The sequence below is a fragment of the Thermodesulfovibrionales bacterium genome (genome assembly GCA_035686305.1).
Lineage (GTDB): Bacteria > Nitrospirota > Thermodesulfovibrionia > Thermodesulfovibrionales > UBA9159 > DASRZP01.
Genome location: DASRZP010000097.1, coordinates 1 through 20,604, shown reverse-complemented (window position 1 = coordinate 20,604; position 20,604 = coordinate 1). Strand labels below are relative to the sequence as shown.

At 50.7% G+C, this 20,604-nt stretch carries 25 protein-coding genes; 15 read left to right on the top strand and 10 right to left on the bottom strand.

Annotation, left to right across the window (positions count from 1 at the left end; all coding sequences use genetic code 11):
- Nucleotides 1-24: 24 nt before the first annotated feature.
- The 4 genes from phaC to VFG09_11200 form a co-directional block, all read right to left on the bottom strand.
- The gene (gene phaC / locus VFG09_11215; GenBank protein HET6515719.1) at nucleotides 25-1,236 is read right to left on the bottom strand and encodes a class III poly(R)-hydroxyalkanoic acid synthase subunit PhaC; all 1,212 of its coding nucleotides are present in this window, start codon (nucleotides 1,234-1,236) and stop codon (nucleotides 25-27) included.
- Nucleotides 1,233-2,240: a poly(R)-hydroxyalkanoic acid synthase subunit PhaE gene (locus tag VFG09_11210; protein ID HET6515718.1), complete on the bottom strand. Its 1,008-nt coding sequence runs from the start codon at nucleotides 2,238-2,240 to the stop codon at nucleotides 1,233-1,235. The genes phaC and VFG09_11210 overlap by 4 nt, the downstream gene beginning before the upstream one ends.
- 169 nt (nucleotides 2,241-2,409) lie before the next feature.
- Entirely contained in the window at nucleotides 2,410-2,772 is a 363-nt protein-coding gene (locus VFG09_11205; GenBank protein ID HET6515717.1) for a hypothetical protein, read from the bottom strand.
- A 68-nt stretch (nucleotides 2,773-2,840) separates the two neighbouring features.
- Nucleotides 2,841-3,284 carry a hypothetical protein gene (locus VFG09_11200; GenBank protein HET6515716.1) on the bottom strand — a complete coding sequence of 148 codons (444 nt, stop codon included), beginning with the start codon at nucleotides 3,282-3,284 and terminating at the stop codon, nucleotides 2,841-2,843.
- Nucleotides 3,285-3,509: 225 nt separating this feature from the next.
- Here VFG09_11200 and VFG09_11195 point away from each other — a divergent pair, with 225 nt between their 5' ends.
- The 9 genes from VFG09_11195 (at nucleotide 3,510) to VFG09_11155 (ending at nucleotide 11,335) form a co-directional block, all read left to right on the top strand.
- Nucleotides 3,510-4,466, top strand: a complete 957-nt coding sequence (locus VFG09_11195; GenBank protein HET6515715.1) for a hypothetical protein — start codon at nucleotides 3,510-3,512, stop codon at nucleotides 4,464-4,466.
- Nucleotides 4,467-4,562: 96 nt separating this feature from the next.
- Nucleotides 4,563-5,210 carry a PilZ domain-containing protein gene (locus tag VFG09_11190; protein ID HET6515714.1) on the top strand — a complete coding sequence of 216 codons (648 nt, stop codon included), beginning with the start codon at nucleotides 4,563-4,565 and terminating at the stop codon, nucleotides 5,208-5,210.
- Between the two features lie 22 nt (nucleotides 5,211-5,232).
- Nucleotides 5,233-6,654, top strand: coding sequence for an ATP-binding protein (locus VFG09_11185; GenBank protein ID HET6515713.1), 1,422 nt, complete (start codon nucleotides 5,233-5,235; stop codon nucleotides 6,652-6,654).
- A gap of 28 nt (nucleotides 6,655-6,682) precedes the next feature.
- The gene (locus VFG09_11180) at nucleotides 6,683-8,065 is read left to right on the top strand and encodes a sigma-54 dependent transcriptional regulator (GenBank protein HET6515712.1); all 1,383 of its coding nucleotides are present in this window, start codon (nucleotides 6,683-6,685) and stop codon (nucleotides 8,063-8,065) included.
- A 158-nt stretch (nucleotides 8,066-8,223) separates the two neighbouring features.
- Nucleotides 8,224-8,655: a hypothetical protein gene (locus tag VFG09_11175; protein ID HET6515711.1), complete on the top strand. Its 432-nt coding sequence runs from the start codon at nucleotides 8,224-8,226 to the stop codon at nucleotides 8,653-8,655.
- Nucleotides 8,656-8,695: 40 nt separating this feature from the next.
- Nucleotides 8,696-8,986, top strand: a complete 291-nt coding sequence (locus VFG09_11170; GenBank protein HET6515710.1) for a hypothetical protein — start codon at nucleotides 8,696-8,698, stop codon at nucleotides 8,984-8,986.
- 12 nt (nucleotides 8,987-8,998) lie between these two features.
- Nucleotides 8,999-9,319, top strand: a complete 321-nt coding sequence (locus VFG09_11165) for an iron-sulfur cluster assembly accessory protein (GenBank protein HET6515709.1) — start codon at nucleotides 8,999-9,001, stop codon at nucleotides 9,317-9,319.
- A gap of 15 nt (nucleotides 9,320-9,334) precedes the next feature.
- On the top strand, nucleotides 9,335-10,303 hold the full coding sequence (hemB, locus tag VFG09_11160) for a porphobilinogen synthase (GenBank protein HET6515708.1): 969 nt from the start codon (nucleotides 9,335-9,337) through the stop codon (nucleotides 10,301-10,303).
- 27 nt (nucleotides 10,304-10,330) lie between these two features.
- Complete coding sequence (locus VFG09_11155; GenBank protein ID HET6515707.1) at nucleotides 10,331-11,335, top strand: serine hydrolase; 1,005 nt, start codon at nucleotides 10,331-10,333, stop codon at nucleotides 11,333-11,335.
- Nucleotides 11,336-11,455: 120 nt separating this feature from the next.
- Here VFG09_11155 and VFG09_11150 read toward each other — a convergent pair whose 3' ends face one another.
- On the bottom strand, nucleotides 11,456-11,809 hold the full coding sequence (locus VFG09_11150) for a c-type cytochrome (protein ID HET6515706.1): 354 nt from the start codon (nucleotides 11,807-11,809) through the stop codon (nucleotides 11,456-11,458).
- A gap of 339 nt (nucleotides 11,810-12,148) precedes the next feature.
- Between VFG09_11150 and VFG09_11145 the strand changes: the two genes are divergently transcribed.
- The 6 genes from VFG09_11145 to VFG09_11120 all read left to right on the top strand — a co-directional run bounded on the left by VFG09_11145 (nucleotide 12,149) and on the right by VFG09_11120 (nucleotide 16,702).
- A complete protein-coding gene (locus VFG09_11145) occupies nucleotides 12,149-12,649 on the top strand; it encodes a hypothetical protein (GenBank protein HET6515705.1) in 501 nt (166 codons plus the stop codon).
- A 182-nt stretch (nucleotides 12,650-12,831) separates the two neighbouring features.
- Nucleotides 12,832-13,299 carry a DUF2844 domain-containing protein gene (locus tag VFG09_11140; GenBank protein HET6515704.1) on the top strand — a complete coding sequence of 156 codons (468 nt, stop codon included), beginning with the start codon at nucleotides 12,832-12,834 and terminating at the stop codon, nucleotides 13,297-13,299.
- Nucleotides 13,286-14,908, top strand: coding sequence for a DUF3443 domain-containing protein (locus tag VFG09_11135; GenBank protein ID HET6515703.1), 1,623 nt, complete (start codon nucleotides 13,286-13,288; stop codon nucleotides 14,906-14,908). Before VFG09_11140 ends, VFG09_11135 begins: the two co-directional genes overlap by 14 nt.
- Before the next feature lie 389 nt (nucleotides 14,909-15,297).
- Nucleotides 15,298-15,600 (top strand): hypothetical protein, encoded by a 303-nt coding sequence (locus VFG09_11130; GenBank protein HET6515702.1) that lies wholly within the window; start codon nucleotides 15,298-15,300, stop codon nucleotides 15,598-15,600.
- Between the two features lie 136 nt (nucleotides 15,601-15,736).
- Entirely contained in the window at nucleotides 15,737-16,192 is a 456-nt protein-coding gene (locus tag VFG09_11125; GenBank protein HET6515701.1) for a hypothetical protein, read from the top strand.
- A gap of 282 nt (nucleotides 16,193-16,474) precedes the next feature.
- Complete coding sequence (locus VFG09_11120) at nucleotides 16,475-16,702, top strand: NifU family protein (protein ID HET6515700.1); 228 nt, start codon at nucleotides 16,475-16,477, stop codon at nucleotides 16,700-16,702.
- A 214-nt stretch (nucleotides 16,703-16,916) separates the two neighbouring features.
- On the opposite strand, the gene argC is transcribed toward VFG09_11120, so the two are convergent.
- The 5 genes from argC to VFG09_11095 form a co-directional block, all read right to left on the bottom strand.
- A complete protein-coding gene (argC, locus tag VFG09_11115; protein ID HET6515699.1) occupies nucleotides 16,917-17,957 on the bottom strand; it encodes an N-acetyl-gamma-glutamyl-phosphate reductase in 1,041 nt (346 codons plus the stop codon).
- 92 nt (nucleotides 17,958-18,049) lie between these two features.
- On the bottom strand, nucleotides 18,050-18,442 hold the full coding sequence (gene rpsI / locus VFG09_11110; protein HET6515698.1) for a 30S ribosomal protein S9: 393 nt from the start codon (nucleotides 18,440-18,442) through the stop codon (nucleotides 18,050-18,052).
- 43 nt (nucleotides 18,443-18,485) lie between these two features.
- The gene (gene rplM / locus VFG09_11105) at nucleotides 18,486-18,911 is read right to left on the bottom strand and encodes a 50S ribosomal protein L13 (protein HET6515697.1); all 426 of its coding nucleotides are present in this window, start codon (nucleotides 18,909-18,911) and stop codon (nucleotides 18,486-18,488) included.
- Between the two features lie 159 nt (nucleotides 18,912-19,070).
- Nucleotides 19,071-19,352 carry a DUF2442 domain-containing protein gene (locus VFG09_11100; GenBank protein HET6515696.1) on the bottom strand — a complete coding sequence of 94 codons (282 nt, stop codon included), beginning with the start codon at nucleotides 19,350-19,352 and terminating at the stop codon, nucleotides 19,071-19,073.
- A gap of 544 nt (nucleotides 19,353-19,896) precedes the next feature.
- Nucleotides 19,897-20,445: a hypothetical protein gene (locus tag VFG09_11095; protein HET6515695.1), complete on the bottom strand. Its 549-nt coding sequence runs from the start codon at nucleotides 20,443-20,445 to the stop codon at nucleotides 19,897-19,899.
- Between the last annotated feature and the right edge of the window lie 159 nt (nucleotides 20,446-20,604).

Below are 20,604 nucleotides of genomic sequence, written 5' to 3'. Positions count from 1 at the left end.
TTCCCGGCCGGAGGAGAAGGAGGCTCAACGCTTCTTGAGTTCTTTTCCTTTTCCCTGCTTGCCCTGTTGAGGTTTTGTCTCAGGCATACGCATGGGACTGCCGGCTGACGGTGTCCTGGCTTCGGCCTTCTCAGCTGCCGTCGGCTTCTGTTTTGACTCTCCCTTGTCCTGTCGTTTATGCAGCCAATCTGATATTGCAGGCGCAAGCTCCTTCTGCGACTTGGAGCCGACAAAAACGCCGATATGGCCTCCCTTGAATTCATAGAGGGTCTTGTCGGACGTTCCCACGAGGTCATTGAAGGGTTTGGTTGCGGCCGGAGGCACGAGGTGATCTGCGCTCGCATAAATGTTCAGAAGGGGCATCGTAATGTTCTTGAGGTTGACAACCTTGTCGCCGACCTTCAGTTCGCCCTTCACAAGCTTGTTACCCTGATAGCAGTCCCTCAGGAATTGCCGAATACATTCACCTGCCTGGCCGGGGCTGTCAAAGATCCACTGCTCCATGCGCAGGAAGTTAAGGAGCTTCTCCCTGTCCTCGAGGACATGGAGCATATCCACATATTTTCTGATGTTCAGGGTGAAGGGCATGAGCATCAAGAATCCTGCGTTCAGGATATCGCCCGGTATGACCCGGTATGCCCCTGCCATTGCGTCAGCGTTCATATGTTTTGACCAGCAGAAGAGGAGGCCGTCATTGGTCGAGAAATCAAAGGGAGCCACGAGGGTCACGAGGTTCTTAATCTTCTCGGGATAGAGGGCCGAGTAAATGGCGGAAAAGGTTCCGCCCTGGCAGATGCCCATGATGTTGATCTTGTCGCTCTTCGTCTTCTTCCTGATAAAGTCGACACAATTGTCCAGATATCCGTTGATGTAATCGTCCATCGAGAGGTACATGTCGGCCTTTGTCGGATATCCCCAGTCGATGATGTACAGGTCGATCCCATGCTGCAGGAGGTTCCGCACGATACTCCTGTCCGGCTGCAGGTCCAGCATGTACTGCCTGTTCACGAGGGCGTACACGATGAGGACCGGGACGTTGCAGGAGGCTTCTCCTTCACGCCTGTAGTGGTAGAGCCGGAGCTTGTCCTCCTCGTAAACGAGATCCTTCGGGGCAGTGCCGACGTCTATTTCGTCTATCTCCATGAGGGTCTCCGCCCCTTTGACAAGTTTTCTCGTTAATTCTGACAGTCCTGCTGTTACGGTGTTCAGATCCAGGGTCGGAATTTCTGTCTTCATGCTCTCACCTCCTCAACGGAAAAGGTCTTCACCTTTTTCTCAAGGGTCCGTATCTTCTTTTTCAGGTCGTACATGGTTTTGTAGAGATCATCCATCTCGGAGCGGAGGGCGATGGGAAAATCGTAGAGGTATAACTCCATGAGTTTGAAGAAGTGCTTGCGGACGTTCAGGGTAGAATCGAGGAGTTCTCCCTGAAGCTTCGAAAACTCCTCCGTCTGGAAAACCGAGAGATAGGTCTTTTCGTTCACGTCGATCCAGAGGTCGAAGAATTCATCAAAGCCCTTAATCTTCTCTCCGTTTCTCGTCTTCTGCGCCAGGGTCTCGATCACCTTTTCCATGGCCTTCAAGCCCGTTACGTAGACGAGGTGCTGGTATTCGGTGTTCTTCGCCATATTGACGGACAGGTCGTCACAGGTCCTCATGAGGAGTGCAACCTTTTCCCTGTCCTTTCCGACAGCAGGCACGTGGAAGACCTTGCCGATGGTGTTGTCAAAGGCATTGAACATGTTGTGGAAGACGTTCATGAAGGATTCGGGACGGCCTTCCACGAACTGCGGCATGGTCTTCATATTCTTCTGCATCGCCTCGGTCCAGGGTCCCATGAAACCCATGGTTGAGTCAGAAAGGGTCTCGAGAAGCTTTGTCGCCTCTCCGTAAAAATTTGCCATCGATTCAGGAGAACTGAGGCCGAACATCTGGTCCAGCACCTCTTTGTACTTTGCCGGATCGAGAAGGTCCTTGTATGAATCGGGATCCACGGCTTTCTCCTGGATCGCCTTCAGCAGGGGAAGCCATATCTCATGAAGTTTCACATATACGTTCGAGGTGCCGAGAAGTTTCGAGAAGGTGTCGGTCACGACACCGAGCGTTTCCTTTACCCGTTCACCGGATCCTCCCATGCTCGCAAGGGATTCGTGCATCTTCTTCGACGTCTCTGTCCAGCCCTCCATGAATTTCTCCTGGGCCTTCAACCACGAGTCAAAATAATCAAGGGCCTTTTGCATCACGTCCTCCTTGAGTTTATCGTTACCATGATACGTGAACTGATCGAAGGGCAGTTAAAAAGCGTGGAACCTTTCTCCGCAATGGTATCAGAGTCGATCCTGTGCTGTCAATGAGCCCGAAGACAACGGTCCTTCGTCATTCCGGTGCCTGCGCGACCGGCCCCACCGGCTACTTCGGGGTCTTCTGCCTGAAAAGATCGAAGTAGTTTGTCGCCATTTGCCTGCTCATCTCCATCTGCTTTTCGACGGTGTTCTTCCAGGTCTCCTGTATCTTTACGGCTTCGTCGGTGAAGAGTTTTGAGGAATTGGCCATGGTCTTCACCCATGAGTTGTACATGGCGTACATCTCTTTGCCCTGGCCTGTTTCCCGCGAGCTGCCGAGACTTAAGAAAGATTCCTGGAGTTTCTTCATCGAATCCGTCCAGTTCTCCATGAATTCCTTCTGCGTCGTTATCCACTTCTCGAGAAATTCCCTCTGCGATTTCATCCATGAGTCAAAAAATTCGAGACCCTTTTCCATTCCCTTTTCCATGACTGCCTCCTGTCTTGTTTGGTTTTGGGAAATCTGATACGGTGATGAACGAGAAAGACGCAACAGGCCTACGAGCCGCTTCCTTTCAACTCCCTGAAAAACTCGAAGAAGCCCTTCGCCATCTCCTTGTTCATCTCCATCTGTTTATCAATGATAGCCTGCCATTCCTCCTGCATCTTCTTGCCGCCCTCCCGGGAGAGATTCATCTGGAACTGCTTGATCATCTCTTTGAGAAAGGAGTTCTCACTCCTGAGTCTCTCATTCTCCCTGAGAACGTCGTCGAACTTTGCTCGGGGCACAAAACCGAGAACGATATAAAAATCGACCATCTTTTCATAGATCTCCTGGATGTTCGGAGACAGACCGCTCTTGTCAGGGTAGAGGCTCCAAAATTTCTTTGCAGCCTCGATGCCTTCCTGCTGCATCTTCAGGAAGAAATCAAAAAAACCCTTCTTGAAAAGAGGGTTGCCAAAAAGATCCATCATGCTCTTGACCATTTCCTCACTAAACATCTCTTCCCCCTGTCTCGGCCTTAGGCTGGGTTTGCTTTCTAATGGTTTCTTATAATTACATCCTATCCCGTACCGGTGACTTTGTCAAGCAGAGGCTCTCCAAGAAAGAAGGCCTTGAGAAGAACGGTGGCTCGTTCATGGAAAGCGAGATGAGGCCGTCTTTCATTAAGGGACACCGCTATTTTATACTAGAATAGGTATCGGGATAGAGAAAAGGGAAGGGGCATGAAACTCGGTGAGGCGTTAGTCAGGGAAGGTCTCATAACACGGGAGCAGTTGAACCGTGCCCTTGAACGTCAGGTTATGTTCGGCGGCAGAATCGGTACGAATCTCCTGGAACTCAGGTTTATGCATGAAGAGGAGCTCACCATGTTCCTGAGCAGATACTTCAGGATATCCGCTGTCTCGCCGGAATTGATAGCCTCCATACCGGATGAGGTCCTGAGCTCCCTTGACCGTGAGATCGTGGAGAAATACAAGATCCTTCCTTTTAGCAGGGAGCGGAAGAGACTCTATGCTGCGATGATTAACCCCGCCGCTCTCGATGTTATTGATGAGCTGAGGTTCGTTACGGGGTATGATATCATCCCCCATGTGATTTCCGAGATGAGATTCATTTTTGCCCTCGAGAAGTATTACGGAATCAAGCCTGAACTGAGATACATCAGCCTCCAGGACCCCTTCAGCAGCGAGACGGTCATCGAAGAAAAGGATGCGATCGAAAAGATTAAGACAGCCTTTACAGATGTCAGGGGTGTGGAAGAGATAGCGGGGATACTCCTTAAGGAGGGCTGCCGGATAGCCTCAAGAGTCGCTGCCTTCATTATGAAGGGTGAAAAGGTGAAGGGATGGAAGGCACGGGGCCTCGATGTGGAAGGGTTTGAGACGAGCGGCAAAGAGGGGTCGATCTTTTTCGAAGTCCTCATGAGGAGGCATTACTACCGGGGTCCCGTGCTGAAGATACCGGGCAACGAGGCATTGATAGCCGTGCTTTCCGGAACTCCGCAGGATGCCCTGCTTATGCCGATCACCGTAAGGGACAAAGTGGTTGCATTCCTTTACGTGGACAACGGCAATAACGCCGTGCTCAATGCAAATATCGCGTATCTGTCCAGGCTGGCTTCCATAGCCGCCGTCGCTTTTGAGCTTATCATACTGAGAAAACGGATCATGGAGATGTGACCCGCCGGTTGCCTGACGGTGTCGACTTGTTCAGTCGGCATCAGCCGTGCATTTCTGTTGCATTGAGGAATAATTTGTGTTAGGTTAGGGGAGCTTATGGAAGACAGCAGGCATCATAAGATGTTCACGGTAGAGGGTGTCATCCTCGCCGCTACTGATGTGGAGATCGTTAATATGAGCACGGGAGGCGTTTCCCTCCTTGCCTGCGGAAGGCTCGATATCGGCAAGGAATATACGCTAAAGATCGAGGAGAAGGGGAGCACCTGCATTCTTAAGGGGACGGTCGTCTGGTCCATCCTCAGCGGGAGTAAGAAGAGTCCGACGGGCGACATCGTGCCTATTTATAAGGCAGGACTGAAATTTATAGATGTGAAGCCAGAAGAGAGGGAAAAAATTCTTCTTTTCATCGAGCGACATAGGAAATCTCCTGAGCAGAGGGTAGTCGTGAGGTTCGATGTCAGATCTCCCGAGAAGGCTGTCCTGAATAGTGCTCTGAACTGTAAGGTAAAGAATGTCAGCCGGGGCGGTGTACTCCTCGAAACCGAGCGGCCCTTTCGTGTCGATGATACCTTCTCGATGTGCCTGGTCATTGGCGGAAACAGGGACATCACCTTTCTCGGGAGGATCGCCTCATGTATAAGAAACACGGAGGCCGAAACCGAACTCTATGATGTCGGGATAGCGTTTCTCGAAATGTCCGCGAGCTCCCGGAAGACGCTGGAAGACTTTATCGGCCTCCAGTAAGGGAGACGATGAGACGATCCCTATGTTTAAGACGATCTTCCTCAGTCTCTCACTGAACAAGAAACTCATCTTCATGATGCTCTTTCTGAGCTCCATACTCCTCGTTTTTCTCTTTTTCCTTTACTGGCAGTCGGAGAAGGCGTTGATGAACGAACTCGGCAACCAGACGGCTGAGCTTTCAAAGGCCATCCAGGTCGGTGTTGAAGAGGTGACGGGGAGCGGAGCAACGGACGAAAGTAGGCTTGCCCAATACCTGAAGAATCTCACATCGAAAGGCATCAATGAGATCTCGATCATCAGCAACACCGACGAGATTATCGCCAGTACAAATCCGACGAAGATCGGTGCTCCCTTGACTCCGAAAAAAAAGGAGCTCATTATCAAGGCCGAGGTTGGCGAGCCGGTATCGAAGGAAGGAAGGGCATACAATGTTATCGTGCCCGTTATTGCCGGAGGCGCCCATTATGGATATATCCACCTGAAGATCAATGCCGATGATGTCTCACAGGTGCTCAAACAGAACTTTGTGAAGAGGATATTTGCGGCCCTCCTGGTTTTTGCGATCGGTACGGGCATCGCTATCTTCCTCTCGCTGCGGTACACAGAACCGATTCATGAAGTCGTTGATGCCGCACGAAAGGTTGCTGCCGGCGATCTTGACCTCAACCTTCCCGTAGACCGAAAGGATGAGATCGGGGAGCTTACCGAGAGCTTCAACTTCATGGTCCAGCGACTCCGTGAGAACAAGCGTCTTGAGGAACGGCTTCGTGAAGCAGAGCATCTTTCTGCCGTGGGCCAGTTGTCGAGGAGTATAGCGCATGAGATACGGAACCCTCTGAACTTCATTAGCCTCAGCATTGACCATATAGGGACCAAGTACCGTCCCGAGCAGGACGACGTGGCAAAGGATTTTGTGACCCTCGTATCAGGCATAAAACACGAGATCCACCGACTGAATAAGCTCGTTACCGATTTTCTCGACTACGGCAGGCCCTTAAAGCTCAATCTGCGGCGTATGCCCATCAACCCCTTGCTCCACGATATCGTCGGGATCATCAAGGCCAAGGCCGATTCCGAACGGGTTGTCATAGACGAAGACTGTGCCTTTAGCCCTGACGTTACCATAGACCCCGAACTCATCAAGACCTGTATCATGAATGTGGTGCTGAACGCCTTTCAGGCGATGCCCGAAGGCGGTACGCTCAGGATCAGGACAGGCAGGGACAATGGGAAGTTTTTTCTCTCTGTCAGCGACACGGGCAAGGGAGTTCCCAGGGAGAACCTTTCGAGGATCTTTGAGCCCTTTTATACGACCAAGAGTGATGGCCTTGGTCTGGGACTCGCTACAACGAAGCGGATCATCGAAGAGCATCAAGGAAAGATAGATTTTCAGAGCGGCGAGGGTAAAGGAAGCACGGTGATGATAACCCTGCCGTTGTCGTAGACGTTGGTACCCGAGGGGTGAGAATACTATGGCTGTTGTCCTTGTTGTAGATGACGAACCATTGCAGAGGGACATTCTCAAGACCATTCTTTCAGAGGAAGGATACGAGACCCATGCTGCGTCATCGGGGGAAGAGGCGCTGAAACTTGTCAAGACGTACAATCCCGACGTTGTTCTGACAGATCTTAAGATGGAGGGGATGGACGGAGTCGAGCTTCTTGAAAGGATAAAATCCCAGAAACTGTCCCCTGAAGTGCTCATCATGACCGCCTACGGCACAATACCCTCGGTCGTGGAAGCAATGCAGAGAGGGGCCTACGGGTATCTCGAAAAGCCCCTTGCGAAAGACAGGGTGTTGCTCAATGTAAAGCATGCCCTGGAGAAGAGCGATCTCCTGAGGAAGAACCAGGAACTCCAGCGTGCTCTCACCGAAAGGTTCAGTATCGAGGGGATCGTGGGGCATTCGAAGGTGATGGATGATGTCATCCATATCATCAGGAAGGTCTCCCACAGTCCTGTGACAGTCCTTATCCTCGGTGAGAGTGGGACAGGCAAAGAACTCGTTGCGCGCGCGATCCATTACAACAGCCCCAGGAGCACAAAGCCCTTTACGGCGATCAACTGTGCGGCCATCCCTGAGAGTCTCCTTGAGAGCGAGTTGTTCGGCTATGAACCGGGAGCCTTTACCGGGGCCACGACCAGGAAGACCGGGCTCTTCGAAGCTTCAAACGGTGGGACGATGTTCCTCGATGAAGTCGGAGACCTTCCGCCGATGACCCAGTCAAAGATCCTGAGGGTCCTTCAGGAAAGGGAGGTAAGAAGGATCGGGGGAAGGGATTCCATAAAGGTTGATGTGAGGATCATCGCTGCAACAAACAAGGACCTCGAGAAGGAGATGAAGAACAGCAGGTTCAGGGAAGACCTTTACTACCGCCTGAGGGTGGTCGCCATCGATCTTCCGCCTCTGCGGGAGAGAGATGAGGATATTCCCGATCTCGTTGCCTACTTCCTTGAGCGGTACAACAACGAATTCGGCAAGAGGATAAAGGGAATAGAAGAGAGCGCCATGAAGTCTCTCATCGAATATCACTGGCCCGGCAACATACGCCAGCTTGAATCGGTAATCGAAAGGGCAGTTCTCATGTGCGAGTCGGATTCGATAAGGCTGAAGGACATAAAGAGCGAGCTGAGGTCCTCTCATCAGCATGATGCCTTCGATATCGAGATCCCTGAGGAGGGCATCAATTTTGAGGAGCTCGAAAAAGACCTCCTGAAAAAGGCTATGAACAAGGCCAATAACGTGGCCGCGAAGGCCGCACGCCTCCTCGGCATGAGTTACAAGACCTTCTGGTACCGGTGGGAGAAGTTCAACCTTGAGGGATCTTCCCTAAAAAGGGAAGAGTCTTCCTAAATGGTACATGCGCCCCTCGGCCTCGTTTTTCAGCCCGTCATGCGGAGCCCCTTATTCAGGCCTTTCTGCAACAAAACCGACGTATTTGGATTTCTGGCACATATCTTGTATAGTATCCCGGTAGGAGAAATTATCAACTATAGAAAGGAGGTGATTTCATGAAGAAGGTCATAGCTATTATCGTATCAGTTCTCTTTGTCCTCTCCGTTGTGGGTCTTGCATTCGCAGCTGAGCAGGCAGCTCCTGCTCCCGCAGCTCCGATGGAGAAGAAGGAAATGGCTCCTGCAAAGGCTGAGAAGAAGGCGCCTGCGAAGGTAAAGCAGGTAACCGGTGAAGTTCTCGCAGTCGACGCAGCAGCAAAGACCCTTACCGTCAAAGGAAAAAAGGCTGAGGTTGCCCTCTCCGTCGAGGACAAGGCAGCAGCAAAGCTTGCTGACATCAAGGTGGGCGACAAGGTCACCGTGAAGTACAAAGAGATGGACGGCAAGAACGTAGCGACACACGTTACGAAGAAGGCCGAGAAGAAGACGGAGAAGAAGGAAATGGCTCCGGCAAAGATGGAAGAGAAGAAGCCTGCTGAAAAGAAGTAGTCCCTCTCTTTCTGAGACAGGAAGAGGCACTGAGTGATCGGTGCCTCTTTTGTTTTTGGAAGGCCGGCTGGACATAATTCATGAGCTTCGGGGACCGGTATCCGAGAAGCTCTCTGGGGCCGAAGGCATCATCAAGGGTCCCGTATATCTCAAAGACCCTGTCCAGCTTCGAGAAACTGAAGATCTCCTGAATCCCCTCGGGAATGCCGACCAGTTTCAAAGTGCCGCCATAGGAGAGCGTTCCTTCCTGACGGGTTGCTTTTTCGTGGTAGTTAATTTTAAGCTAAAAGATAAGATCCTCCGTCGGAAGCGATGGTTCAGGGGGAAATAAAAGGAGGTTTTTGTGGTTAAGATATCAGATGCGGCTGCAGAAAAAGCAAAGGAGATTCTCGTTGCTGAAGGGAAAGATTCATGGGGGCTCAGGATCTATATGGCAGAGGGTGGTTGTTGTGGTCCGTCCTATGGAATGGATATAGACGAGAGGCCTGCCGAAGGCGACGATATTGTGGAGAAGAACGGGCTCAGGGTCTTTGTTGACCAAAATGCGTCCCGGAACCTGAAGGGCATGGAGATCGATTTTGTCGATGATGGTGAGAGGCAGGGGTTTGTCATTACCGGGCAGCCGTCGTCGTCTTGCGGCTCCGGTTGCGCCAGCTGCGGATAGTCCTGCATCACGCTCATGTTTCCGATCCACAGGCCCCGCAGACTAAGGTCGAATAAGGTCATCAGGCGGATGGTGAGGGAGACCTCACTGTCGCCCGATGATTTTATCTGTCCCCTCTTCGTCACGCACGGCAGGGGAGTGAAAAAAGGGATACCCTCCATGCCGGGATGCTTTCAGGAGTCCCTCGATCATGTCGGAAAGCATGCAAAGGAAATCCGTTCCCTCGGCATCCCTTCGGTGATCCTCTTCGGCATTCCTGAGCACAAAGACGAGACAGGTTCAGGCGCTTATGACGACCAGGGAGTTGTTCAGAACGCCATCCGCACAATAAAGGATGCAGTGCCCGATCTCTATGTCATAACCGATGTCTGCATGTGCGAATATACCAGCCACGGTCACTGCGGTATCATCGAAAAAGGCGATGTTGTGAATGATCCGACCTTGGAACTCCTTGCAAAGGAGGCGATCTCTCACGCGAAGGCTGGCGCCGATATGGTCGCCCCCTCCGATATGATGGACGGCAGGGTTGAGGCTATCAGACTCGCCCTTGACGAGGAGGGATACGCTCAACTCCCCATCATGTCTTATGCGGCCAAGTATGCCTCGGCCTTTTACGGCCCCTTCAGGGAGGCTGCAGAATCTACGCCTCAGTTTGGAGACCGGCGCTCGTACCAGATGGACCCGGCGAACAGGAGGGAGGCACTGAAGGAAGTCGCCCTCGACATCGAAGAAGGCGCTGATATCGTGATGGTGAAACCGGCCCTTTCCTACCTCGACATCATATCCGATGTGAGAGATTCCTTTGATGTCCCCGTTGCCGCCTATAACGTGAGCGGAGAATACTCTCTCGTCAAGGCCGCAGCCCAGCTGGGCTGGGTCGACGAGGAGAGGCTCATGATCGAGATCCTCACCTCTATAAAGCGCGCCGGCGCTGACCTCATCCTCACCTATTTCGCAAAAGACGCTGCAAAGCTCCTGTCCTGATGTTGAGTTGCAGTCGTTAAGAATGACATGAGCCCTAATCTTGCATCTAAGAATATACTTCGTAACTATCTGAAACCATCGGTGACCATGCTTCTCGCATTCTCCGTCGGGTTTATGTTGAGAGGCCTCATTCCTGCAAGACCGATGCATACGGCACACGAAATCAGAGAAGGAAGCTGGAAGTACATCAATCCCCTGCTGGAATGCGAGCAAGCTCAAAATGAGATTGAAGAGAACGAGCTTAAGCCGATTAAAGACAGGGTCCAAAATTTGATACAAGGTAAGTTGCATAAAGAATGGGGCGATGAAGTCTCACTATATTTCCGTGAGCTCAATGACGGGCTCGCGTTCACCATAGGGAGAACTGAACACTTTTATCCGGCAAGCTTGCTCAAGGTGCCAGAGATGATGTCTGTCCTGAAGATGTCAGAGAATGACCCCAAAATCCTGCAAAGAAAGATCGTCTATGACAAACCAGAACTGAAGTCAGCTCAAAATACTGATGTGGCTGAGCCATTAGTGTTTGGAAGATCCTATACTATTGAGGAACTGCTGAGGAGAATGATCGAATATTCGGATAATGTGTCTTCATTGCTCCTTGAAGACGCAGTGGACTCTCGTTATCTCAGACAGGTCTATGACGACTTGGGCATAGCCGATCCCTATGATCTTAACGACCAAAACAAATACGTGCTGTCGACCGAGTCCTATGCATCATTTTTCCGAATTCTTTTCAATGCCTCATACCTGACTAAGAATGATTCAGAAAAAGCTTTGGAATATCTGACGAAAACCGACTACACAAAAGGGTTGGTTTCTGGAGTGCCTTCCAGTATTAAAGTCGCGCACAAGTTCGGTTTGCGGAAGATAAACGGGATAAAACAGTTGCATGATTGCGGAATCGTTTATTATCCGAGCCATCCCTATCTTTTGTGCGTCATGACCTCAGGTCCGGTTCCGGAATATCTTGACACTACCATCGGGGAGATTTCCGACTTTGTTTACAGAGAAATCGACCGTCAGAGCCGTTGAATTAGTCTGTTCCGAAACCTGCTTATTGTTGACGCTTTATAAAGATTAGCTCGGTGATTGCCCTGAGATTCCCCTCAAGAGCCCAGTCAAACTCCGCCCTTGACGAAAGTGGACTGTGGCCTAGTCAAAGGTCTTCAGGATATAGTCGGCGATCTTTGCGGCGTCGGATTCGGAGAGGGTCCTCGCGTCAAAGACCGTCATGCCCGTGAACTTGTTGGGGTGGACGTCAAAGGCCCCCGGGTTTCTCATCTTCTTGATAATGTCCTGAGCAGTCATTATCCCGTTTGCTTCGCGGTCCTTCTTCCACAGGGTCTTCTCCTTGTTGAAGATATTGCCTCCCTTGGGGTGGCAGATCGCACAGTTCTTCTGAAAAAGCGCCTCACCGCTCTGCACTGCGAGCTCGGCGGATGGGGCCTCACTGACAAGCACGAGCATCAACGAGACAATGAACATGGGCAGCGTCTTTCTCGACACGACGATCCTCTCTCTTCCAGGGTATATTGATCATTATAGCAAGTCCTTAATATTGTTCAACTGTCTGCAGCGCGGCTGGTTTTCGTACCGAGGAGAATGCATGAGAAGAAGAGGAATATCTTCACCGAAGAGAATAATTTCCTCACCTCACATGCCATGGAAAAAAATGTGTAACCATCCAACGCTTTGAAGCGTCTGTTGGTTTATGAAAATAAACAAGCATGAGCAAGGAAGAGACGGTTTGAGGAGTTCTGTGATGTGAGTATTTCGATGTGCTATCGTTTTCGTGTTTCAGGTAGCAACGGTGACTCGAGAGGCTATAGCATAGGAGGAGGATTTATGAATGGTGACCCATCCGCCGAAACCTTAATGGCCGCATTGAGATGCGGTTCGCTTCTCATAAGCAATAGGGCCCTCCTAAAATCCCTCACCTTGGGAGTGTACGTCCTGTTTCTTACTGCGGTCTTCATGAGCCAGCCTTTTTCAGTGCAGGCCGGAGATGGATTAAGCAGAAATGCTTCGCCTGATGAGGTTATTGCTCAATTGAAGGGGCGCCTTAACCTGAGTGCAGAACAGGAAGCAAGAATACGACCGATCATTGAAGACAACCTGGCAAAGCGCGGAGAGATACTCAAAAGCGACACGCAGGACAGACAGGCTATAAAGATGGAACTGCAGAAGCTCCGATGGACCACTGATATCAAGCTAAGTAAGATTCTTACTGAAGAGCAGATGAAAGAGTACGAGAAGTTCATGGAAGAACAACACGATAAGGCCTCCAGCGATCAGAGGCAAGGGAAAAGCAGGGGATCGCGCGGTGGTGGCCTGCGTGGATTTTAGCGACTGATACAGACTTGGGAGAGAAAGCAAGCAGTCCATAGGACGTTCCTGGAAAAAGGTTCCTTGAATTTTGTTGTCGAAATATCAGATAATAGGATCGTATTGGTGTGATATTGGCAAGGTTTTCTGATCAACTATTTGTTACGGGATTGCTAAGGGACCTTGCGTGGAATGGTAGCCTGATGGGAAGATTTGTTTCGCTCGTTCTTTGTTTCTTCATCTCTGCCTCCGTTTTTCTGGCCGCTCGGGAGTCTTCGGCAGCCCTCGGCGAATCAGTAGACTCAATTGAGATGGACCGGAAGGCACTGGCAGGAGTTGCCCGCACCGTAACACCTTCGACCGGTTACACCGTTCACGAGATAGATACAGGTTCAAGCCGTATAAGAGAGTATGTCTTACCGTCGGGAATCATCTTCGCCATTGCCTGGAATGGCCTCACTCACCCTGATCTTTCCCAGCTTCTCGGTTCTTACGCCGGCCAGTACGAGGAAGCCTTGTCTCTGTCTCCCCGCGAACACGGCCGTAGAAAGAAGACGGTGAAGACGGACGGAATCGTTGTCGAACAATGGGGGCATATGCGGAACCTCCGTGGTCGGGCATACTTACCCAACCTTGTTCCTCCAGGATTGAGGGTGGATGAAATCAAGTAAGGTACTGTTAGTCGGCCTGATCGTTTTCGTTTTCCTCGGCGGAGCCCTTGCTGCGCGAAGGGGAAATGCCGCTCAGTCAATAGCCCTGCCGTCCGGGCCGCAGGTCTTTCCGCCATACAGCTTTGTAGGTTCTCCTTCTCCTGTCACCGTCACAGACCCTTCAAAGATCTTGCCCATTGGTGTCGGTGCGGGCAATACCCTGAGTCTCCAGATCTCCCTCGGACAATTCTCAGGGCCTGTGGACATCTATTTCGGGATCTTTGCACCTGCACTCGATCCGAACAATGTCTATATTCTGACTGCGAGCGGTGCTTTACAGTCTGCTTCTTCCGGAGTGACACCATGGAAGATAGCCGCGGTCGACAATATCAATGAGACATTATTCGGGGCCATTCCTGTTTCGGCTTTGCCCATTGGCACATATGTTTTTGGCCTCCTTGTTACACCTCATGACAGGCTTGATAGCTATTACCTTTGGGCGACGGAGGGCATCGTGGGCAGTCAGGTCTCAAAGACAGCCTCCCTGCCCAACGTCATACCGATAACGGTAAACGGTTCTCTCTGCTCTGCTGATTCTTATCCTAACAAACCATGTGTCAGCGTTACCGTCTGCTCGCCGGGCACCACGAATTGTCAGACGATCAACGACATCCTGCTGGACACCGGAAGTTACGGCCTGAGAATCTTCAAGGGGGTTTTGAAGGTCCCTCTTACTCAGTCAATCACAGGTTCAGGCTCGCTTGCCGAGTGCATACAGTTCGGAGACGGATCATCCGACTGGGGACCTGTGCAGATAGGAAGTGTTATTCTGGGAAACGAGCCTTCCGTGGAAGTCCCGATTCAGGTAATCGACTCCGCCTTCGGTACACGTCCGAGCGGATGCCGAAACGCGGATCTCAGTCCTACGGACGCAGGATTCAATGGACTGCTCGGTGTTGGTCCCTTTGCCCAGGACTGCGGTCCGGCATGTGAAACGTCTGCGCATAACGGCATGTATTACGCATGCAGCGCGTCAGGATGCACTCCGACGGCCGTCGCACTCTCTTCTCAGGTCCAGAACCCCGTTTTTCTTTTGCCTCAGGATAACAACGGCATTATTGTGCAGGTGCCGCATGTACCACTGGGAGGAGTGCCATCTATCAATGGTCAGCTCCTCCTCGGTGTCGGCACGCAGTCCAACAACGCCCCCTTTTCGGCGACAGCATTTCCGGCTGACGACTACGGAGATATTACCACGGTTTTCAACGGTCTTCCCTATAGCGGTTATCTCGACACGGGATCAAATGGGCTGTTCTTTACTGGCCAGTCTGCAAATGACCTCCCAAGGTGTCCCGTGCCTGACTCGACCTGGTTCTGCCCGTCATCAACGGTGACACTATCCGCGACGAATGAAGCCGGCTTCGTTTCATCGGGCGGAGCGATTTCTTTCCAGATAGGGAACTACGACAACCTTCTCAGCAACTTTTCGAACAATGTGTTTGCAGAACTTGGCGGCACCATGGCAGACGGGTTCGATTGGGGGCTCCCGTTCTTTCTCGGGCGGAGCGTTGTCGTAGGACTCGAGGGGAGAGCATCGAGCTTGGGGAGCGGCCCATACTGGGCATATTAGGGCCTCCGAACTCGTACTCTTTCACACGCCAACCTACGTATTACGTTTCTCCGCCATGATTTCTTTCGGTGCCATTATGCCTGTGTCTACTCAAATCTTGTGAAGAGCCGACAGGAACCGTAGCGGTTTTTAGCTCCAACGGAAACGGCACTCTACCCCCCCCTCGCCAAGGCAGCATAAGATGGAGCTCCGAATAATTCTGTCCAATACACTTCTACCTGACTGTAACCTTTTTTGTCAACTGGTCGTCTCACTTATGCAAGAGAAGAAGACATGAACTCGGGTATCTCAGCCAAAGCAATCTCGTCGATGTTCGTCGGCAGCAATGAAATGGTCTGGGAGCATTTATTCTGTGAGATGCTATTACCAAGGATAAGGAGGATTCACAAATGCCTAAGAACGGATACAATATGTCGAACCATATTTTACCAACATCTTCAAACTTATTGGGATTGTGCTTTGTGATACTAAATTTCATAAGGTTGGCGAAACTTGCGCATGAGACGATTATCGATGAGGTATGCGCCATATCGATAGTGTTTTTCCTCATTGCCAGTATCTTATCCTATATTTCCATTCGGTCTGAGGAAAAAGGCGCACTGCTGGAAAAGACCGCAGAAAGAATTTTCCTTGTCGGATTGTCTGTGCTCGGCATTATTTCAGTAGTGGTTGCACTAGAGATCGCACACTGAAGTTTTTTCGTCCAGGGATGACAATGTTGCGTCAGATCATTTTCCGGGGCTCAGGGCTTTTCATCAGGCTGTACCACTTTCTTGTAACCTTTCACCTGGTCTCGGTGTCTATACCTTTAAGAAAGGAGGTGATGATATGAAAACTTGGATGAAAATTGTTACGGTCTTGTCCCTTGTGCTGGCCATGATAGTCGCCGGTAGAATCTGTAGCTCAGAGGCTGCCGGGTTTGGCCACAGATCGGGTTCGGCTGTAAACCTGGTGTCCAGTCTTGACCTCTCTGCTCAGGAGCAGGCGGCTCTCAAATCTGCGTTGGCCACGTACGGGCCTGCTGTAAAGACCGCATGGCGGCAGCTCCGAGCTGCAAAGGAAGAATCTAAGGCGACAACGTCGACAGACAACACGGCACTGGTCTCTGCTATGGCTCAGTTGAAGGCTGCGCGTGCCCAGCTAGACAGTGCATTATTGGCAGCGCTTACGCCCGAGCATTTGCAGAAGCTCCAGGAGCAGCTCACCGCGCAGTTTCAGAGCAGGTTAGATGCAAAAACCGGTCATATCCTGGCCAATTATGCCCGACATCTCGAAAGACAGTAACATTGGGTGTAAAACAGGGCCAATATGACTGGGCCTGAAGAAGTGCCAACCGATGAACGCCTCGTCAGAGCCTCGTAGTCCGGTGATGACGAGGCGTTCGCAGGATTGGTACAGCAATATAAGCGAATGCGATCTTTATCGTTCCGAAGAGAATTCTCAAGGTGAAAAGCCACTCACTCATGCCGGGTGTGCCCGTATGATCTTCCTCATGGACATTCCCCAAGAATTCGGGTATTCTTAAGGAAAGGCAATTCAGAGAGAATATGCAGGAGGTAGCAAGAAATGTTGGAAAGATCGAAGATCGAAGATGCGCTGAACCAGATAAGGCCGGCATTGCAGCGGGACGGCGGGAACGTCGAACTCGTTGATGTGACTCCGGAGAATGTTGTGAAGGTGAAGCTTGTCGGTGCCTGCGGCACATGCCCCATGTCGATTCTTACCCTGAAGCGCGGCATAGAGGCCACCCTGAAACAGAGGATCCCCGAGATAGCGTCGGTAGAATCAGTCTAACCCTTATCCCAGATAATTCGTAAACCCTGGGGACCGGCTTTCGATTCGCAGGCAAGAGTCGGGATTATTGGCCGGTTCGCTTTATGCGGACCGCAAGCACATGATCTGGACAGAGTGATCTTAGGACAACGCGCTTGAAATAGACACAGAGGGTTACTCTCTTGCCGAGAAGCGGATGTCGGTCCCCGGCGAGACAATAGAAGAATAATAGGGACTAAGGGAAGAGCGCTATCGCGGAGAGAGCCGTCTCTTCCTCGAAGCCCATCATGATGTTCATATTATGGACGGCCTGACCTGATGCACCCTTGACAAGGTTGTCGATTGCGGTGACGACTATGAGTGCACCTCTCCTGCCATTCACGACAACCCCGATCTCGCAGAGGTTCGTTCCCCTGACGTTCTTGACGTTCGGGAGCTTTCCTTCTCCGAGGACCCTTATAAAGGGTTCCCCAGCATAGGACTTCCGGTAGACCTCGATCGCTCCTTTCGTGTCGATGGCCGTTGTGAGCTTTGCATAGAGGGTTGTCAGTATCCCTCTGTCGAGGGGAACGAGATGGGGAGTAAAGGTGACCTTGATCTCCTCGCCGGCTGCAAGGCTGAACTCCTGCTCTATTTCAGGGGTGTGCCGGTGTTTCGCGATGCCGTATGCCCTGAATCCCTCATTCACCTCACAGAAGGAATAAGCGACGTCAGACTGCCTTCCGGCCCCCGATGTGCCTGATTTCGAATCGACGATGATCGAATCGGGGTCGACGAGGCCTTTCCTTAAAGCGGGGTAGAGACCAAGGATAGCGCCTGTGGGATAGCAACCGGGGTTTGCTATGATGCTGGCCTTTGCAATCTTCTTCCGGTAGATCTCGGGGAGGCCATAGACAGCTTTCTTCAAGGTATCTGGAAACTTATGGGACGTCTTATACCACTCCTCATAGACCTCTGCGTCCCTGAGCCGGAAATCGGCTGACAGGTCGACAACCTTCTTCCCCTTTTTCACGAGGTAATCTACGGGGGCCTGAGCTGTCGCATGGGGAAGGGCCATGAAAAAGAGATCGGCCCTCGACGCGATCTTTTCCGTTTCCAGGGGTTCGAAGAGGAGATCTTCGTAAAGAGCGAGGTGAGGAAAGAGATCAGTGACTCTTTTCCCTGAGGACTTCTCAGAAGTGACTACGGTAATCCTGACCTCTGGATGTGAGGCCAGAATCCTGAGGAGTTCTGCGCCTGCATATCCGCTGCCGCCGCATATTGCTGCCTTTATCATGGTCAATTTCCTCCGTTCGTCATTCTCAGCCCTCAGTTACGACAGCGAGCTTAGGAACAGACGATCGGCGGAGACTGTCGACTGAATGAAAATTATCTCTTCGAGAACTGGAATCTCTTCCTGGCGCCCTTCTGGCCGTACTTCTTTCTCTCTTTTTCCCTCGGGTCTCTCGATATGAAACCTTCCTTCTTGAGTTTTGGCCTTAAGTCACTGTCCATGAGGGTCAGGGCCCTTGAGATCCCATGCCTCAATGCGCCTGCCTGGCCCGTGAGCCCCCCTCCAATGACCTTTGAGGAGACGTTGAGCTTTGCGATCATGCCCGTCAGTTCCAGGGGCTGGCGGATCATCATCCTCAGGGTTTCCCTCGGGAAATAGGAATCAACGGGCTTTTCGTTAACGATGATCTGTCCGTTGCCGGAAACAAGCGTCACTTGTGCAATTGAGGTCTTCCTTCTTCCTGTTGCCGTATATCTTATTTCAGCCATGGTATAACTCCTTCTTGCCGGACATGGAGATCACGTCCGTTGTTTATTGGATAACCTCTGGTTTCTGTGCTGCGTGGGGATGTTCACTTCCCCGATAAACCTTGAGTTTCTTGATCATCGCCCTGCCGAGCCTGTTCTTGGGAAGCATACCCCATACTGCATCGATAATCATCTTTTCAGGGTCGCTCGTTATACGCTCTCTTGCGGTCTCTGCCTTGATTCCACCGATATATCCCGTGTGGTGATAATAGACCTTGTCCTCGAGCTTGTTCCCGGTGAGTCTGACCTTTTCGGCATTCACGACGATGACGAAATCACCGGTATCGACGTTTGGGGTGAATATCGGCTTGTTTTTGCCGCGGAGGTAATTCGCTATCTTTGTGGCCATCCTGCCGAGTACCGCGTCCTTGGCATCGACAAGGTACCATTTCTTCTCCACTTCGGCCTTCTTTGCAAACGGGGTTTTCATTACTGCACCATCCTTCGTAGGTATTAGACTGAATAGAATAATAAAATGAGCCGGGAAATGTCAACTTGCGTTTTGCCCCACGCCCATTGTGAACCCGCATGTTGGGCGGTGTAAGGAGGGACGGCTATTACCGGCCCTTACCCGATTGGCCTTTTCGTATCACTTTGATTTTGATCTGCGTTTCTGAGGACGAGGAGCAGGCATGCCATAAATCATGCCTTCCGCACTGATATCTTCATCAATGTCCGGCCAATGCACTCCGTCACCATCGCCTATAATTCTATAGTTTGAGCGCTGTTTAGGCGTGGCTTCGGATAAACGCCATGACCATGCAAGCGGCACACTGATTACACGCCCATCAACCAGCTGAGCTGTAATCGTAGCCGCAGTCACTTTTATATCTTTAATTCTTACTTCTTGCAGTTTGACCGCAGTGCTCATGCCATGCCTCCTTTATTCTATCTTTGTTGTTAATGATTATTTCCCTTACGATATTAAGTTCTTTCGGCGCGAATCCCTTATTTTTCGCCAAGGCAATGGGTGACAACCAAAATTTGCAAAGCATGTTCTCCCGCTGGACATGCACATGCATTTGCTCATTACAATCAAAACTATAAAAGAAAAAACGATATGGCCCCGATATTTCCTTGATTGTCGGCATGTTCAATTATAAACAAACAAATGGAAAATATCTCCTTTTCTACTTGCGCCAAGATCCGCGACGGGTTTCTTTATATTTCCTTCATCCCCTTCGCAGCCTCATTTGCCTTATCTTCTCAGGAATATTATCCGTCAAGCACAGCCTGACGGTTGTTCCCTCGCGTGAGTACATAATAGTCACTGCCTTTGTCAAATAAAGAGAACCGTCCCCTTTAAGTCCCAGAAATAAGTATGGTGGCCCGGTAATATCTTCTGGCAGGTTTTTCCCGGCCAGCTCCATGGACAAGCATGTCTGGAACCTGTCTCAAGATAATCTAGCAGTCTGCTAATTGAACGCTGCTTTTAAAAGAGATAACATATTGCGTAAATGGATTCCGATATAGGGATGAATCAACCTTAGAGAAGGAGACGCATGTATTCCCAACGATGTGAAGGTCCACTTTCTTATTCTGCCAGTGAAATGAGCTTCAGTGGTTCTAAATTCGTCGTCAAATTCCATCATTGCGTCAATGAGTGGCTTAAAAAGGGTGTCTATATGTACCTTACTTGTAATTGTTATGAAATCCTTCTTCTTGCTCTTAGCCTTCATATAGGCATCATATTTATCCGGAAGAAAGCGCATAATAATGAGGCCCATGAACTTGTCCCATATCGCACGATACCTGAGAATCACTGAAAACTGATGTCTGAATGCATCCATTCTGTTGCTAAATACCTCATGGGATTCATAAAGTGAGCGCACAGTGCCTTTAATAGCCTCAAATTTGTGCTCAAGATCTCCGATGACGCCCACTTCCACCAAGAGCGAAACGATATTGATTTGTAAGTCAAATAACGCTGGAAATATTTTGTCACCGTTCTCAATTCTTGACAACTTGTCATAAGTACCTAATGTAGTGTGTCGTAAGTAGTTGGCATAAGTATTGCTATCTTTTCGGGTATCCTATACGATAAGGAAGGTGCCCGATGAAGACTGGTAGACCAAAAGAGCCTATTGTGTTGACCCGAGAGGAAAGAAAACAATTGGAAGCGA